Genomic DNA, 16,573 nt, shown 5'->3' on the forward strand with positions numbered 1-16,573 from the left:
CCACTCCAGCGTGGGAAGGCCTGCCGTGACGCTCTGCGTCACAAATCTACGCGGCATCGCGTGAGCCAAAAACGGCCCCGGTGCTCTCCCTCTGAAAAAACCCGAAAATCCCTGTTGAGTGATTTTATTATCAGTTGTACGATGACTTACGACATCGGCGCTGACCCGGTGATCCTCTAACAATTATGTCCTCCAGGGTGTTCGAATAATGAATCCACAAGAACTGAAGTCCATCCTCTCATCCGGTCTGCTGTCTTTCCCGGTTACCGATTTCAACGCTCAGGGCGACTTCCATCGCGCGGGCTACATCAAACGCCTCGAGTGGCTGGCACCGTACGGCGCCAGCGCCCTGTTCGCCGCAGGTGGCACAGGTGAGTTCTTCTCCCTGGCCGCCAGCGAATACTCCGAAATCATCAAGACTGCCGTCGACACCTGCGCCACCAGCGTGCCAATCCTGGCCGGTGTAGGCGGTCCGACCCGTCAGGCCATCGAGTACGCTCAGGAAGCCGAGCGTCTGGGCGCCAAAGGTCTGCTGCTGCTGCCGCATTACCTGACCGAAGCCAGTCAGGACGGCGTTGCCGCCCACGTTGAAGCGGTGTGCAAGGCGGTGAAGATCGGTGTGGTGGTCTACAACCGTAACGTCTGCCGCCTGACCCCAACCCTGCTGGAGCAACTGGCCGAGCGTTGCCCGAACCTGATCGGTTACAAGGACGGTCTGGGTGATATCGAGCTGATGGTTTCGATCCGCCGCCGTCTCGGCGACCGCTTCTCGTACCTGGGCGGCCTGCCGACCGCTGAAGTCTATGCCGCTGCCTACAAGGCGCTGGGCGTGCCGGTCTACTCGTCTGCGGTCTTCAACTTCGTGCCGAAGCTGGCGATGGACTTCTACCACGCCATTGCCCGTGACGATCACGAGGCGGTCGGCAAGTACATCGACGATTTCTTCCTGCCGTATCTGGAAATCCGCAATCGCAAGGCCGGTTACGCCGTGAGTATCGTCAAGGCGGGCGCAAAAATCGCCGGCTACGACGCAGGCCCGGTGCGTGCGCCATTGACTGACCTGACTCCGGACGAGTGCGACATGCTCGCCGCGCTGATGGACAAACAAGGCAAGCAGTAACACCCCCAGGACAAAACCGCTGAGCGATCAGCGGTTTTGTCGTTGGAATGCATGACCCTTACAGGTGGTAGCTGTCGTCGCCGCGACACTGCCAAGGGGCCTGTAATGCAACACCCAAAAACAGCTTTACCCGCGTAAAAAAATAATCAGTGGGAGCTCTACCATGCAAAAGTCCAAGCCGACGCACGTTCGCTATTTGATTCTGTTGATGCTGTTTCTGGTCACCACGATCAACTACGCCGACCGTGCCACCATCGCTATCGCTGGTTCCAGCATCCAGAAAGACCTTGGCATTACTCCGGTCACTCTGGGCTATATCTTTTCTGCATTTGGCTGGGCCTACGTGGCCGGTCAGATCCCCGGTGGCTGGCTGCTCGACCGTTTCGGGTCGAAGAAAGTCTACGCCATGAGCATTTTCACCTGGTCGCTGTTCACCCTGCTGCAAGGCTATGTGGGTGAGTTCGGTATTTCCACCGCCATCGTCGCGCTGTTCATGCTGCGCTTTCTGGTCGGGTTGCCTGAAGCGCCTTCCTTCCCGGGCAACGCCCGCATCGTCGCCGCCTGGTTCCCGACCGCCGAGCGCGGCACGGCCTCGGCGATCTTCAACTCGGCGCAATACTTCGCCACCGTTCTGTTCGCTCCGCTGATGGGCTGGATCGTCTACACCTACGGCTGGCAGCACGTATTCGTGGTCATGGGCGCAGTCGGTATCCTGTTCTCGATGATCTGGATGAAGGTCATCTACGGCCCGCGCAACCACCCGATGATCAACGAGGCCGAACTGGAGCACATTTCCAGCAATGGCGCGCTGGTCGATCTGGATCAGGACAAGGGTAAAGGCGCGCAAAAAACAGCCAGCAGCGGCCCCAAGTGGGATTACATTCGCCAGTTGCTGACCAACCGCATGATGCTGGGTATCTACCTCAGCCAATACTGCATCAACGGCATCACCTACTTCTTCCTGACCTGGTTCCCGGTGTACCTGGTTCAGGAGCGCGGCATGACCATCCTCAAGGCGGGCATCATTGCCTCGTTGCCGGCTATCTGCGGCTTCATCGGCGGGGTATTGGGCGGCATCATTTCCGACTACCTGCTGCGCAAGGGCCACTCGCTGACCTTCGCTCGCAAGGCGCCGATCATCGGTGGCCTGCTGCTGTCCACCTCGATCGTGACCTGCAACTACGTTGATATCGAATGGGTGGTGGTAGGCTTCATGGCCCTGGCATTCTTCGGCAAAGGCGTCGGTGCACTGGGCTGGGCTGTCATGTCCGATGTTTCACCCAAGCAGATTGCCGGTTTGAGCGGTGGTCTGTTCAACACCTTCGGTAACATTGCATCGATCACCACTCCGATCGTGATTGGTTACATCATCAGCAGCACCGGCTCGTTCAAATGGGCACTGGTGTTCGTGGGCGCCAACGCGCTGCTGGCGGTAATCAGTTACATTTTTATCGTGGGTGAAATCAAGCGTGTGGAATTGAAAGAGCCGCCTGCCAAGGGGCCATTGCTGAACGACTCGGTCAGCGACCTTTCCGAAGCGAAATCCTGAGGAAACCGTGATGAACCTGATTCAACATGCCGATTCGCCGCGCTATATCCGGCTGCATCCGCTGGATAACGTCGTGGTCGTGGTCAACGACCAGGGCGTGCCGGCCGGAACCGAATTCGACAGCGGCCTGGTGACTGTCGATAACGTCCCGCAGAGCCACAAGGTCAGCACTGTTGACCTGGCCGTGGGCGAGGCCGTGATTCGTTACGGCCACACCATTGGCTATGCGCTGCAACCGATACCGCGTGGCAGCTGGGTCAGGGAAGACCAACTGCGCATGCCCTCGGCACCTGCGCTCGACAGCCTGCCGATGTCCGACGCGGTGCCCGAGAAACAGGCCCCGCTGGAGGGTTATACCTTCGAAGGCTATCGCAACGCTGACGGCACCGTGGGTACCCGTAACATTCTGGGTATCACCACCACCGTGCAGTGCGTGACCGGTGTGCTCGACCACGCGGTCAAGCGCATCCGCGACGAGCTGTTGCCCAGATACCCGAACGTCGATGACGTCGTGGCCCTGACTCACAGCTACGGCTGCGGCGTGGCAATCACTGCCACCGATGCCTATATTCCGATTCGTACTGTGCGCAATCTGGCACGCAACCCGAACCTGGGTGGCGAGGCGCTGGTGATCAGCCTGGGCTGCGAGAAGTTGCAGGCTGGGCAGGTCATGCATGAGGGCGACAGCTCGGTGGACCTCAGCGAGCCCTGGCTTTATCGGCTTCAGGACTCCAGTCACGGCTTCAACGAAATGATCGAACAGATCATGGAGCTGGCCGAGACGCGTCTACAGAAGCTGAACCTGCGTCGTCGTGAAACAGTACCTGCCTCGGAGTTGATCCTTGGCATGCAGTGCGGCGGCAGTGATGCGTTTTCCGGCATCACCGCCAACCCTGCGCTGGGCTACGCCTCGGATCTGTTGCTGCGTGCCGGTGCGACGGTGATGTTTTCCGAAGTAACCGAAGTGCGCGACGCCATCTATCTGCTGACTTCACGCGCACAGGATCAGGAGGTCGCGCAGGCTCTGGTGCGGGAAATGGACTGGTACGACCGTTACCTGGCCAAAGGCGAGGCAGATCGCAGCGCCAACACTACGCCGGGCAACAAGAAAGGCGGGTTGTCGAACATTGTCGAGAAGTCTCTAGGGTCTATCGTCAAGTCAGGCAGCAGCGCCATCAATGGCGTGCTCGGCCCTGGTGAGCGGGTCAACGGCAAGGGGCTGATCTTCTGCGCTACGCCTGCCAGTGACTTCGTCTGCGGTACGTTGCAATTGGCGGCCGGCATGAACCTGCATGTGTTCACTACCGGACGCGGTACGCCGTATGGTTTGGCGATGGCACCGGTGGTGAAGGTCTCGACCCGCACCGAACTGGCTCAGCGCTGGCCTGACCTGATCGACATAGACGCCGGACGCATTGCGACTGGACGCGCAAGCATCGAGGACCTGGGCTGGGAGCTTTTCCACTTCTATCTGGATGTGGCCAGCGGCAAGAAAAAGACCTGGACCGAGCACTACCGGCTGCACAACGACATCACGCTGTTCAACCCGGCACCGATTACCTGACGGGAGTGTGACGCGGAGCGTCACGAACGGCATTCCCACGCTGGAGCGTGAGGAACGATGTGCAGAGGAATACGCCTATCGTGCTCATGCTCTGCTTGTGTTTGCCGTTCTGGACGCTCTTGCCTCTGAGCTGAGCACCCGGTCACAATCCGAAAGATTCTCTGAACTTTAGGCCGCTTTCCGGCCTCTTCTACAGTAGGGCAGCCGGTCTGGCTGCCTTCGTTGATGGTGCAGGAGATTTCAAATGGGTTGGATATCGGAAAATCATTTGTGGCTGTTTGCAGCGCTGACTGCTCTGATCGTGATTTCGGACATTTGGGCAGTCATGCGTATTCGCAAGAGCAAGACACAATCCAGCAACAAGTTGATGTGGATCATCGTTGTTGTTGCCGTGCCGATTGCTGGCGTATTGGCCCTGCTGGTCGCTGGTCCGCGCCATGTGGACACGCCTGCCAGGCCTGAGCAGCAAAGCACCAAGTATTGACCCCGCCTTCCGGAAATACCCCGCTCATGAGTGTGGGTATTTCTCTTGCAGACCGCTCATTCCTGTTTCACAAACCTTCTTTTCACTAAGATGGGCTTGTGGCTGGCAAAAATAAAAATCTCTGCAATTCTTCTGTCATGGTGAGGTGTTTACATGCTCGCCATCCAGACCCGAACAAGGAGAGAGCACATGTCGATCATTACCAGGTGGGCGTTACAGGCGGTTGCATTGTTTGTGTTGGGCTGGGTGGCAACGACGACAGCGAATTGGAGCAACAACACGGCCAACGGTACAGGCAATGATCGCTTGGCGGAGCTGAGTGCTGGTGTCCTGAGCAGTCCGGTACTGACTGCTTCTTCGTCGCAAACAGTGCGAAGCGAATAACCCGGCCTGATCCATGGAGGAGTGCTGGTACTTTTCTACAGGCAAAAAAATGGCCCACAACGGGGTGGGCCAAATGGGATTCATCAAAGGAGTAGGGTCAATTTACGCAGCCGGACGTGAAGAGGATGTGAAACGGATGTCATGGAAACGAGAAGTAGCTCGATAATTCAAGCGGCGTCGTGACGGGGTGAAACAGCGTCGCCGGTTGCGTGGCAACGCTGTGTCGAGTGATTCGCGGGGAGGGAGTCGGTCTAGCGGGCGGCCGCCTGAACGCTTATTTCGGCGGCTGCGCGGCGTGTCATGTGCGGCAGCGAATGAGGCGCGTCGATTCTGGATTTCATGCGGTCGGCAAATTCTCTGGCTTCCTGCCAGCTCCGGCATTTGACCGGATAGTCGTCCAGTATTACAACCCAAGCGTCGCCATATACACCTTCTTCAATTCGGATGAGCATTGTTGGCATCTCCTTTCAAGTGAGGGTAAGTCTGTGCCGGGTCATCGGCGCTGAAGCTGACGCACGAAATCCTGCGCCGAAAATCGGTGTCTCGCTACAAAAAATTACAATTCCCGATGAGTGCGCACGGCCTGCAGGCAAACCGGCTCTGCGGCTTTCGAGACTGTGTTCGTGGGCAAGCCTGACTCAGAAATGTGACAGGCTGATGGATAGGCGCCGATCAGAACACCAGCTTGAAGCCGATCATGCCCAGCATGATGGCCAGGAAAGGCCGCAGCAGGTCGTCGGAAACGCGGCCCGCCATGTGGCTGCCCAGGTAAATGCCCGGCAATGAACCCATCAGCAGCCAGCCCAGCAATTCCCAGTTCATGTTACCCATGCTCGCATGGCCCAGACCTGCAACCAGCGTAAGAGGGACGGCGTGGGCGATTTCCGTGCCTACCAGACGCCGGGTCGGTAGCAGAGGGTAGAGGATGAACAACGCCACGGTACCCAGCGCGCCCGCACCAATGGACGTCAGTGCGACCATGGTGCCGAGGATCAAGCCGGTGATGACGGTCAATACTGTCAGGCTCGTACCGCTGAAAAACGAATGTCCATCCCCGCGGCCATGAGCGAAGGCCAGCAGCTTTTTCTTGAACAGAACGGCCAGGGCAGTCAACAGCAGTACAAAGCCCAGCGCCTGCTTGATGATCGCGTTCAGGGCCTCAGGTGCGGTATGCAGTGTGCCCAGGAACCACAGCGTCAGCAGCACGGCAGGGACGCTGCCCAGGGTCAGCAGCCCGGTGACTTTCCAGTCGATGTTGTCATTCTTGCGATGTACCAGAACCCCGCCGGATTTGGTAATCGCTGCGTACAAAAGGTCCGTGCCGACCGCTGTGGCCGGGTTGATGCCGAACCACAACAGAATGGGCGTCATCAGCGAGCCGCCGCCGACCCCGGTCATGCCAACGATAAAACCGACTACCAACCCTGCAACTACAAACCCCAGACCACCCGCTTCCATAACCAACCCATTCAAGCAAACGCATCAGGCAAAAAGTGGCGGGCAGCATAACGGCTTGTGTTGCAAACGGTTATGAATAAGTGTTCTAAGGTTATAACCGTTTGTCGCGGATGACGGCGGCTTCGGCGGCTTCAGTGACCGTTTGCAGGCGGCGGTCAGGGCCTAGCCAGTTCAGTACGGCTTCGGCTTCCATAGGCTTGGAAATCAGATAGCCCTGACCCTCGTCACAACCCCATTGCTTGACCAGACGGCGAATGTCGTCTGTTTCGATGCCTTCGGCCACCACGCAATAACCCAGCTTCTTGGCAAGACCGATCAGTGCCTTGACCAGACGCTGATCGGTCTTGTCGGAAGCCAGATTGCGAATCAGCGACTGATCGAGCTTGACGGTGGTCGCGGGCAATTGCCGCAGGTAGTTCCAGTTGCTGTAGCCCGTACCAAAGTCATCGATCGCCACATCCATGCCCATCTGACGCATGCGTTCCAGTTGGTGACGCACTTCGGCCGGGTTGTGCATCAACGCGCCCTCGGTGAACTCCAGCTCAAAGCGTGTGGGGTCGATCTTGTGCTGACCCAGCAGGCGAATCATCCGGTCAGTGAAAGCCGGACCGGTAAGGTCTTCCGGGGTGACGTTGATCGCAATACGGAAATCGAAGCCTTGTTGCTGCCAGCGCGCGGCCTGCTCGATTGCGCTTGTCAGCACCCACAGACTCAGCGGACGCATGAGTGCGGTTTTCTCGGCCAGCGGCACGAATTCGGCAGGTCCGATGGGACCGAGCGTCGGGTGGTTCCAGCGCAGCAAGGCTTCTACCGAGGTGCACAAGCCAGAGGCGAGGTCGATGCGCGGCTGGTAGACCAGGCGCAGTTGATCATGCTAGTGGACTGCGCTGGTCAACGAACTGAGCAGTTTGAAAGCACGTTGCTGGGCGGCATCGAAGTGCGGCTCATACATCGCCCAGCCCAGATTCCGGTCGCGGGCATCATCGGCAGCGCTGATGACCATGCGCATCCAGTCCTGCTCTTCGGTCGGGTCGCGGTTCAGGGTGACAACCCCCAGACCCACCTGCATCTGCACCGGGATGCCCCGGCATTCTACCGGTGTCTCGAAGTCTTCGAGAATGGTACGAAACAGATGATCAGGCGCTCTTTCTCCGGGCAGCAGAAAGCCGAAGCGGGTAGGGCTGACCTTGTACAGCGAACAGGTTGGCGGCAGCAGATGCTCCAGGCGGCTCTTGATTTCTGTCACCAGGTCCTGAGAGAAGCTGTAGCCCAGAGCCTTGACAATGTCGTTCAGGAACGCGGAGGTGATCATGTCCACCACGACCAACTGATAATCAACGCTCGATGCCAGTGCCTGATGGATGTCTTCCTGCAGACGTGAGCGGTTATACAAGCCGGTCGGCTGGTCAATGAAGCAACTGAGACGCAAGCCGACTATGCGTTTCATGACCAATGAGGCGAAACGCTTGAGCATCTGCGTCTGATGCTCGCTCATCGGTTCACGCGGCTTGGTGTCGATCACGCACAGGCTGCCCAGAGCGATGCCGTTATCGGTAATCAGCGGGGCACCCGCGTAGTAGCGAATATCGGGGTGGCCGGTCACCAGGCTATTGTTCATGAACCGGTCGTCGAGGGTCGCATCCGGAATTTCAAACAGCGAGTCGGAAAGGATCGTGTAAGCACAGAAGGAGACGTTGCGTGGCGTTTCCTGGGCATTCAAACCCACTCTGGCGCGAAACCACTGACGGTGTTCATCGACAATCGAGATCAACGCAATCGGCGTCTGGAAGAAATCGGCGGTCATCGCCACGATTTCATCGAACACGTCGTCAGAGGTGTTTTCAAGTACGCACAGCTCCCTGATGCGCAACAGACGTTGCGTTTCATTCAGCGGAATGGGGGCACTGGCGTTCATAAAATTCTCGATGGGTGTTCGGTGATGACTATATGACATCACGGAGCCGACTTTAACAGATGAAAAAAATTCAATTACAGGCGAAGTACAGGTTAATCGGCCGCAGACGGCTACTTTTTAAGCGTTATCGGTCGCGCAGCCCCATAAGATAAAGGGCCTGCTCGTTTGTATGCAGAGTGTTACAAAAAATGCCATTCGTCGTTTGGTTGCACATCAGCAAAACGGTCATGGCTCGGTATCAACGAAGCCGGCTTTCACTGTGCTCTTCATGTGCGGTTTATCTGCCCAGGTACGAAAAATGGACATCAAGGTTCGACCCGCACGGAGAGCAGACGCTGACGCCATCAGTCGAGTGGTGCTGGCTGCCTTGCGCACCAGCAATGCCAGGGATTACCCGGTCAGGGTGATCGAGCGCGTGCAATTGAGTTTCAGCCCGTCTGCCATTGAGCGGCTCATGCAGCAACGTCGGATGTTTGTGGCGGTGGCGGGGGAGGTGGTTGTCGGAACTGCCAGCCTGGAGGGTCAGGTTGTGCGCTCGGTGTTTGTCGACCCTGACTGGCATCGTCGGGGCGTCGGGCGTTTGTTGATGGCAAAGCTGGAACGTGTCGCCCTGGAGATTGATATAGGGCTGCTGATTGTGCCGTCATCCTTGACTGCGCAGGAGTTTTACAAGGCGCTGGGTTTCAGGTTGGTGCGAGAGCATCAGGAAGGGGAGGAGCGCACATTGATCATGGAACGGCAATTGCGCACCTGAGGCATTCCATGCCTTAAGCAGTGACTTCCTGCATTTCCTGTAGTTGGTAGTGCGCGTACAGCGTGCTGGCGATCAACGTGCAGAAGACTTTCAGGGTATCTAGCGTATCGGCGTCGTCGAGTGGCGTCGGCAGGTTGTCCAGACCGCACAGCGTGCCGAAAAAGTCTCCGTTGGGGAAAATGATCGGCAACGAGAAATAGCTCTGAAAACCGTAGAGTTTCGGGATGGGGTGCTCTGCGTAGACCGCATCCGTGGCAACTTCGTTGATTACGATAGGACGCTTGTGCTGGCGTAACTCATTGCACAGCGTGGTTTCCAGTTTGAGCTCGTGACCGGCCTCCAGTCCGAACTTGATCTCGTCGTACACGGCACATGCCGTCCAGCTGGTTTCGGTTACTTTGGCAATTGCCGCGAATCTCAGGCCGGTCAGCCGGGTCACCAGCCTTAACAGGCTGGAAGTGGCCTCGATCTCACTGATGACTGCCAGCTCTGCTGAAGTCAATTTGTTGTTCAAAATGCGTCACCCTGGTCATAAAAGCACTGATGCAGCCTTGGCAGTACGCCTGGCGCTGCCGATCTTGTGCAGGAAGTGATCGTGCCATACCTGATCGTGGCTTACATAAAATATTGTGTTCCTCGCCTCCAACTATTTAACGAGTTTAATGCCCTTGTCAACGTTAAGGACTTATCCAGGAGGTGTGTACTAGTACATGTGTACTATAGGGATCCTATTTTTGCGTTGATAAAATCGTAGGTTTGCCAGCGCATGGAATGCCTGAAAACACTTTGCAGGTGTATGCAGGCAGTTTCCCCTTCAAACGGGTTGACCGGACCCCCTTTACTGCGAGCGTTGAACACCATGCACAAGACGACCCTGGGCTTCACGGTTGCCATGATTTCCACGCACTTGTATGCAGGTGGCTTTGCGCTTAACGAGCAAGGTATAAGCGGCATGGGCACAGCGTTTGCGGGCCGGGCCTCTGCCGCCGAAGATGCCGGCACGGTATACGGCAACCCTGCAGGCATGGCGCGTCTGGCCGGCCAGCAGGTCACCGGTGGCGCTACCTTTATCGATGCATCGACGGATATCAGCCACGCGAGTGGACGTTCGAGCGGCAGCAACGATGGCGACATGGTGCCATTCAAGGCCATCCCGTTCGGTTTTTATACTCGCAGGCTGAATGAACACTGGGCCATCGGCCTTGGCGCGTACGTGCCGTTCGGCCTGGCGACGGATTACGAACGCGGTTTTCAAGGGCGCGCCTTTGCCAGCAAGAGCGATGCAAAAGTTCTGACCCTGCAACCGACATTGAGTTATGCCTTCAATGACAGGGTATCGGTGGGCTTCGGGCCGACCATCAATCAGTTTTCCGGCTCGCTGGAGTCGGACCTGACGCTTAACCCGGCCATCGCCGACAGTAATGTGAAGGTGAAGGGCAAGGATGTCGCGCTGGGCTTCAATATCGGCGTTCTGGCCAGCCTGACTGATACCACGCAGGCTGGTTTGACCTACCACTCCAAAGTGCGCTACGACCTGGATTGCCACACCGAGGTTGCCACAGGTGCCGGTACGCCAGCCCAGTTGCTGAGCAGCAATCGCTATGACTGCTCGCTACAGGTCGATACTCCTGAATCCTACGAGCTGTCAGTCACCCAGAAGCTCACCGATGCCTGGACACTTTATGCGGGGACGACCTGGACGCGCTGGAGCCGCATGAAGGACCTGAGTTTCAGCACCGAGAACATCAGCCCTGCGCGTGGAGGGATACTTGCTGCGTCCTTGTCTGGCGCTATCGCTGGCGGGCTGGACTGGCACGATACCTGGGCCTATGCGCTCGGCACATCGTATCGACTGGATTCACACTGGTCGTTGCGTACCGGTATCCGTCTGGATCAGTCACCGACCAGCAATACCAATCGCTCGCCACGCACACCGACCGGCGACCGTACGATCTTCAGTGTGGGTGCGGGTTATGACGTCAGCAAAGAACTGACCCTTGATGTTGCCTACGCCTATCTTAAAGAAGAAAGCGTTGATGTCAGCCGTGCCAATGCGCTGGCCAGTTACAGCGCGCGCTATCAGAACCGCGCCAGCTTTTTGGGCGTGGGGGCGACTTACCGTTTCTGAGAAAGTTGTAAATCTGCAGAGGCAGTACATCCGTACTGTTACTAGTACATCCGTACTATGGCTGGCCCTGGGTCGGCCACTTAAGCTAATGCGCTGAATAACACCCTGACTTGTCGATGGCAGACGACGTTTTTATAACGTCGCCGGCCGCGCGTGCGCGACCGTAAAAGGTCTTGCAGTGGTGTAAACGGATCACTTACAACAGACTTGTTTTCAGAGGGAACGCGCATGGGTATTTCTCGCCATTTGGCAAACATAAGAGGGTTGGCGGCGATTACGCTGGTCACAGCAACCATGACGGCCTGTTCGACCGGTGGCGGCAACCCGCTCGATACCCTGACCGGTGATTACAAATATGCGCCTGACTATATAAAAACCAACATCATTGCCCGCAAGTCGACCAAGGAACAGGTTCGCCAGGCGTTTGGTGCGCCTTATTCGGCGCAGGACAATGTGTCCGATAACAGCTCTGAGTGGTACTACGACCGTAACGAATCAGGTCTTAACTCATTGACCAAGATGGCGGTCAAGTACTCTAACCGATATGGTTCTGGAGACGCAGCATCCACCTTGCTTCAAGGGCAATCGCGTATGGGCGATGCACAGGAAATAATGGGCGACGCAAGCACACTGAGCGGCACGCAAGCTACCGGAAGAAAAGCATCGATTACGCGTATCTTCATCAAGTTCAAGGGCAATGTGGTTGAGCGCTTCACAACTGATTGACCCCAGCTCGCTGCCCAACGTCTGCAAGCAACACATTCCAACGACTGTCAGTACACCGCCGAACCGGCCTTGAAACTCAGCAGCAGCGAGCGCAGTTCGACCGGCCTCACCGGTTTTGAAAGAACGGGGATATCCGGATCGTTCAGCGTCTGCCGGACGTGCTGAAGCTCATGGCCGGTAATCACGATGGCGGGTATGCGTCTTCCCTGCAGCCCGCTCAGGTAGGCAATGCAGTCGGCGCCCGAGGCCGTACGATCCAGATCGAAGTCAGTGACTACCAGATCACAGTCGACACTGATCTCGGGGATGCTGCTGAAGGTCTGTACCTCGCAGCCCCATCTGCGTAGCAACATGGCGGTGGCTTCAAGCACGTTGCGATTGTCTTCGATCAGCATGACGCGCAGACCGGAAAGCAGGCGGGTATTCCAGTTGATTTCGATGTTGTTCACCGGCTGGCTGGCGGCCACGGCTTTCAGGCCGCTGACGGTTACCGCAGTGCCGCGCTCGGGCACTGAACTGATATTGACCCGCAGATTCATGAGCCTGGCGATACGGCTGACGATACTCAGCCCCAGGCCAACACCTTCAATGTCGCGGTCACGCTTCTCGCGGACGCGATAGAACTCGTTGCACAGGTGCGGCAAGTGCTCTGCGGGTATGCCGCGACCCCGATCATAAACACCAATGCTGACTGTGCCTTTTTGCCGGCGACAGCCAATCAGAATCGGTTTGCCCGGCGCGTATTTGAAAGCATTGGAGACAAGGTTCTGCAACAGCGTGCGCAGCAATGCCGGGTCGGTCCAGACGTGATGGTTTCCGCTGTGTACGCGAATATCCACGCCAGCCCAGGTGGCAGCCTCGCTGTTCTGCGCGGCCAGCCCGTTGAGCAGTGCATCCAGGTCGACTGATTCGGGGCGCGGTGCGACTTCGCCCTGGTTGAGGGTGTAGATGTCCAGCAACGAACGAAACAGTTGTTCTACCGCACTCAATGCCCGGTCGATGTTATTTACCAGACGTTGTTCGTTATCGCCCAAAGCCGCATCGCGCAGGCAGGCAGTAAACAGGCTGATGGAGTGGATCGGCTGGCGCAGGTCATGACTGGCCTGTGCCAGAAACCTTGACTTGGCCTGATTGGCCGCCTGGGTTTCTTCAAGGGCCATGTGCAGTCGGCCAAGCAGAAAATAGACAAACAGCGGCAGGACCAGCATGGTCAGGATCATCATGACGGCCACAGCATGGTGTTCACGCAGAAACGGCGTGAGCACGATGATGATCATCAACGAAATCATGGAAAAGCCGGTTGCCAGCAGCAGGTAGTTGCGCCCGTAGCGCATGCCGTAGCCGACCGTCATGCTCAGCATTACCGAGTACACCGGCAACATGGCCTCGCCGCCAACCGAGATCGTTACGATTCCCGCCAGATTATCGGTCACCAGGGCAAACAGACGTCGTCTGCCGGAGGCACCCGGGCGCTGGGCAATGCGTATGATCAGCCCCACCGTGACGACGCCGAAGCCCATGCAATAAGCCAGGATCACAAATAGCTTGTTCTCTGACATTTCACCCATCCCATACGCGATCAGTGCGTAAAGGATCGATGTGGCAATGACCGCCATGCGCAGCAGCGCCTGAGTCATTTCCAGATCTATTCGTGGGGGCAGTAATGACATGACGGCTACCGTCTCAGTGCTGTTTGCCGGCCAGGCTGGAAAACTGTGCAGCGGCAGCCGATCGGGTGGGCACACCAAGCGCCTTTAGCAGGCTGGAGACATGAATACGCACGGTAAAGGGTGAAATACCCAGATCCCTGGCGATTTCCTTGTTGGTTTTTCCCGACGCCACAAGCCCCAGTACTTCTCTTTGACGTGCGGTCAGATGGCTGATTGCGCCAGAGTCCAGATCGCTCAGTAACGAACCTTCGGGCTTGTACTTGACCACCACTTCGCCATCGCGGATGGCGATGATGGATTCGGCAATTTCCAGGGGGTCTATATTTTTGCCAATGAAGCCATCCGCACCCTGAGACATGACCTGTGAAATGGTGTCCAGATCATCGACCATCGAGACGACAATGATTGAAGTGCGTTTGAACTCGCTGCGCAGGCTGCCGATGGTCTGCATCGAAGTGAGCCCCGGAAAGCGCAGGTCTAGCACCAGTGTGTCGACCTCATCACCCCGGCGTGCGAGGGTGAGTACTTCATCCAGATTGCCTGCTTCTTCAATAATCGCTTCGGGTATCAGCCGCTCGATAGTACGCAGCATGCCCTCACGAAACAGCGGGTGATCGTCGGCCACAATGATTCTGCACGGCATACCTCATACTTCCCGTATTAAAGTAGCGCGCATCATACCTGATAGGAGGTATTTGTATCGTTAATGAAACACATGAAATGCAACTTTAATGGCAGTCGAGTGCTGGCATTTTGTTATTTTTTTTTGCCAGAAATGGCACTAGCGCTATGAAAAGGTGCAACAGACGAATCCGCTACCCTGTCGCCATGCCTGATAGTCATGGATCCCGTTTTGCATCATGTCTTGAAGCGCAGTACAAGATCATTCAAGTTGACTGCCAACTGCGAAAGTTCGGTACTGGCAATCAGTGTTTGCCGGGTGCCTTCGCTGCTCTGTACGGCCAGATCACGGATGCTGATCAGACTTCTGTCGACATCACGTGCTACATGCGCCTGTTGTTCCGATGCCGCAGCGATCTGCAGGTTACGATTATTGATCTCCAGTACCGAGTCGGTGATCTGGCGCAGCGATTGCCCGGCGTCTTCTGCTGTCTTGCGAGTACTGTGGACTTCCTGAGTACTCTTCTGCATGGACTCGACTGTGGCCGAAGAACCGGCCTGAATCGCCGAGATCATCTGTTCGACTTCCTGAGTGGACGTTTGTGTGCGGTGCGCCAGCGCGCGTACTTCATCAGCCACCACGGCAAACCCCCGGCCTTGTTCACCGGCACGCGCGGCTTCGATGGCTGCGTTCAATGCCAGCAGGTTGGTCTGCTCGGCAATTCCGCGAATCACGCCCAACACTTTGCTGATGTCCTGTGCTTGGCCGGCCAGGGCAGTGACTTGTGCAGAGGAGCCCTCGACCAGGCCGGTCAGGTTGTGCATGGCGGTCAGGGTTTCGGTCACGCGCTGGTTGCCCAGATCGGCAGAGAGGCTGGATTGTTGGGCGGCCTGGGAGGTAGACGTAGCATTACGAGCGACCTCTTCTACGGCAGCACTCATTTCGTTTACAGCAGTGGCGGCCTGTTCGATTTCGCTGTTCTGTTGCTGCAGTGTACGGTCGGCGCTTTCGGTGATTGACGTCATCTCGACGGCAGCGGTACTTAACTGGGCGGATGCGCCGGAAATCTCATGAATGGTGGTACGCAGGTTCCCCGACATGGTGTTGAGGGCCGTCATCAAGCGTGATGCTTCTTCGCTGCCGGTAATGCCCAGTTGCCGGGTCAGGTCGCCTGCGGCGATGTCTTCTGCCAGTTTGAGGGAAGCGTTGAGCGGATCGACAATACTGCGTGTCAGGGTAATCGCCAGAACCACAGTCAGAAGGGTCGCTGCAATAACAACGGTCAGCAATACATTGACGCTGTGGTTGTACACGTCGGTTGCATCTTTTCCGGAGCTCACGGCTTCTTCAGCGTTGTGCCCACGCAGGGTGGTGAGTTTTTCCTGATAGGCATTGGCGCGCTGAACCTGTTCTGCGTTAGCAAAGGAAACAGCTTTTTCATGATCGGAACTGTCCATGGCGATGATCTGTTTCATGCCGTCGATGTAGGCCCCCATCTTGCTGTTGGCGTCTTCGAATTGCGCACGGTCGGCTTCGCCCGAAATCAGATTTTTCCGATAAAACTCGCTGTTCGACCGGAGCGCCGCTATCGCTTCCCGGGCTTTGGCTTCTGCTGAGCTGTGCACGGCAGGATCCGTACTGGCGAGCATCCTGATGCTTTCCAGACGAGCGTGAAGCAGGGCGATCTGAATGTCGTCGACGACCTGAATGCTGGGCAACGAGTTTTCTTCGATGTTCTGCTCGGCCGTGCGCAGATGGTCGATCTGCACGTAGGAGAATCCTCCGAGGCCAATCAGCAGCAAGGTAATCACGCCAAAAAACAGGGATGCCCTGCGTGAAATATTCAGCGATCTGATGTTCATGGTTGCCTCCAGCGGCAAAACAGGCGGAAGGGCAATACGTTCCTTTCCGATATCTGTTTTTCTGCTGACGCCTGAGGAGCTTTAATTAATCGCGATGAAAGTTATTTCATGATGGACATAATTCCATGTGGGTTCTGTTAAGCATCAGGCGCTAAAAGTCCCCGTCACAGAGTGAATAATGTTAACGGTTTACACAGTTCACTATTTCTAAAGTATTAACTCTAGTTGTAGGGGGTTTGAGGTCTGTGTTCAGTCGGGACTGCAGGGAGTATCAGTTTTTTTGTGTTCGGGCTGGTTAGGGCCTGCCGTCAGGCAGGCCCTTGTTTTACCAGCTCGG

Annotated in this window: 14 protein-coding genes and 2 pseudogenes; 8 read left to right on the plus strand and 8 right to left on the minus strand. The window is 56.8% G+C overall.

Annotated elements, in window-relative coordinates; translation table 11 throughout:
• The first annotated feature begins 208 nt into the window (after nt 1-208).
• From kdgD to AO277_RS02805, 5 genes are all read left to right on the plus strand, one after another.
• On the plus strand, nt 209-1,120 hold the full coding sequence (gene kdgD / locus AO277_RS02785) for a 5-dehydro-4-deoxyglucarate dehydratase (protein WP_004656752.1): 912 nt from the start codon (nt 209-211) through the stop codon (nt 1,118-1,120).
• Between the two features lie 163 nt (nt 1,121-1,283).
• Nucleotides 1,284-2,669 (plus strand): MFS transporter, encoded by a 1,386-nt coding sequence (locus AO277_RS02790; RefSeq protein ID WP_044319506.1) that lies wholly within the window; start codon nt 1,284-1,286, stop codon nt 2,667-2,669.
• A 10-nt stretch (nt 2,670-2,679) separates the two neighbouring features.
• Complete coding sequence (garD, locus tag AO277_RS02795; RefSeq protein WP_044319507.1) at nt 2,680-4,233, plus strand: galactarate dehydratase; 1,554 nt, start codon at nt 2,680-2,682, stop codon at nt 4,231-4,233.
• Between the two features lie 244 nt (nt 4,234-4,477).
• A complete protein-coding gene (locus AO277_RS02800; RefSeq protein ID WP_002555179.1) occupies nt 4,478-4,717 on the plus strand; it encodes a PLD nuclease N-terminal domain-containing protein in 240 nt (79 codons plus the stop codon).
• 189 nt (nt 4,718-4,906) lie between these two features.
• Nucleotides 4,907-5,101 carry a hypothetical protein gene (locus AO277_RS02805; RefSeq protein ID WP_005734209.1) on the plus strand — a complete coding sequence of 65 codons (195 nt, stop codon included), beginning with the start codon at nt 4,907-4,909 and terminating at the stop codon, nt 5,099-5,101.
• 251 nt (nt 5,102-5,352) lie between these two features.
• On the opposite strand, the gene AO277_RS02810 is transcribed toward AO277_RS02805, so the two are convergent.
• From AO277_RS02810 to AO277_RS02820, 3 genes and pseudogenes are all read right to left on the minus strand, one after another.
• The gene (locus AO277_RS02810; protein WP_002555178.1) at nt 5,353-5,553 is read right to left on the minus strand and encodes a hypothetical protein; all 201 of its coding nucleotides are present in this window, start codon (nt 5,551-5,553) and stop codon (nt 5,353-5,355) included.
• Nucleotides 5,554-5,773: 220 nt separating this feature from the next.
• Entirely contained in the window at nt 5,774-6,559 is a 786-nt protein-coding gene (locus AO277_RS02815; RefSeq protein ID WP_044319508.1) for a sulfite exporter TauE/SafE family protein, read from the minus strand.
• A 91-nt stretch (nt 6,560-6,650) separates the two neighbouring features.
• Nucleotides 6,651-8,474 (minus strand): annotated as a pseudogene (locus AO277_RS02820) (sensor domain-containing phosphodiesterase).
• A gap of 298 nt (nt 8,475-8,772) precedes the next feature.
• Between AO277_RS02820 and AO277_RS02825 the strand changes: the two are divergent.
• Nucleotides 8,773-9,228: a GNAT family N-acetyltransferase gene (locus AO277_RS02825; RefSeq protein ID WP_002555175.1), complete on the plus strand. Its 456-nt coding sequence runs from the start codon at nt 8,773-8,775 to the stop codon at nt 9,226-9,228.
• 13 nt (nt 9,229-9,241) lie between these two features.
• Here the strand turns inward: AO277_RS02825 and AO277_RS02830 are convergent, their stop codons facing one another.
• A complete protein-coding gene (locus AO277_RS02830; protein ID WP_002555174.1) occupies nt 9,242-9,742 on the minus strand; it encodes a GAF domain-containing protein in 501 nt (166 codons plus the stop codon).
• Between the two features lie 345 nt (nt 9,743-10,087).
• On the opposite strand from AO277_RS02830, the gene AO277_RS02835 reads away from it, so the two are divergent.
• Together AO277_RS02835 and AO277_RS02840 are read left to right on the plus strand one after the other, a co-directional pair.
• Nucleotides 10,088-11,356 carry an OmpP1/FadL family transporter gene (locus tag AO277_RS02835; protein WP_005734217.1) on the plus strand — a complete coding sequence of 423 codons (1,269 nt, stop codon included), beginning with the start codon at nt 10,088-10,090 and terminating at the stop codon, nt 11,354-11,356.
• Nucleotides 11,357-11,584: 228 nt separating this feature from the next.
• Nucleotides 11,585-12,082: a hypothetical protein gene (locus AO277_RS02840; RefSeq protein ID WP_044319509.1), complete on the plus strand. Its 498-nt coding sequence runs from the start codon at nt 11,585-11,587 to the stop codon at nt 12,080-12,082.
• 47 nt (nt 12,083-12,129) lie between these two features.
• Here AO277_RS02840 and AO277_RS02845 read toward each other — a convergent pair whose 3' ends face one another.
• The 4 genes and pseudogenes from AO277_RS02845 to AO277_RS29540 all read right to left on the minus strand — a co-directional run.
• Nucleotides 12,130-13,719, minus strand: coding sequence for a hybrid sensor histidine kinase/response regulator (locus tag AO277_RS02845; protein WP_004666227.1), 1,590 nt, complete (start codon nt 13,717-13,719; stop codon nt 12,130-12,132).
• 46 nt (nt 13,720-13,765) lie between these two features.
• Nucleotides 13,766-14,395 (minus strand): response regulator, encoded by a 630-nt coding sequence (locus AO277_RS02850; protein WP_005734219.1) that lies wholly within the window; start codon nt 14,393-14,395, stop codon nt 13,766-13,768.
• A 215-nt stretch (nt 14,396-14,610) separates the two neighbouring features.
• Entirely contained in the window at nt 14,611-15,492 is an 882-nt protein-coding gene (locus AO277_RS29535) for a methyl-accepting chemotaxis protein (RefSeq protein WP_369812046.1), read from the minus strand.
• Nucleotides 15,469-16,236: pseudogene (locus AO277_RS29540) on the minus strand (MCP four helix bundle domain-containing protein); the annotation flags it as partial. The gene AO277_RS29535 and the pseudogene AO277_RS29540, both read right to left, overlap by 24 nt.
• Nucleotides 16,237-16,573: the final 337 nt, after the last annotated feature.

Source organism: Pseudomonas amygdali (genome assembly GCF_002699855.1).
GTDB classification, from domain to species: Bacteria; Pseudomonadota; Gammaproteobacteria; order Pseudomonadales; family Pseudomonadaceae; genus Aquipseudomonas; species Aquipseudomonas amygdali.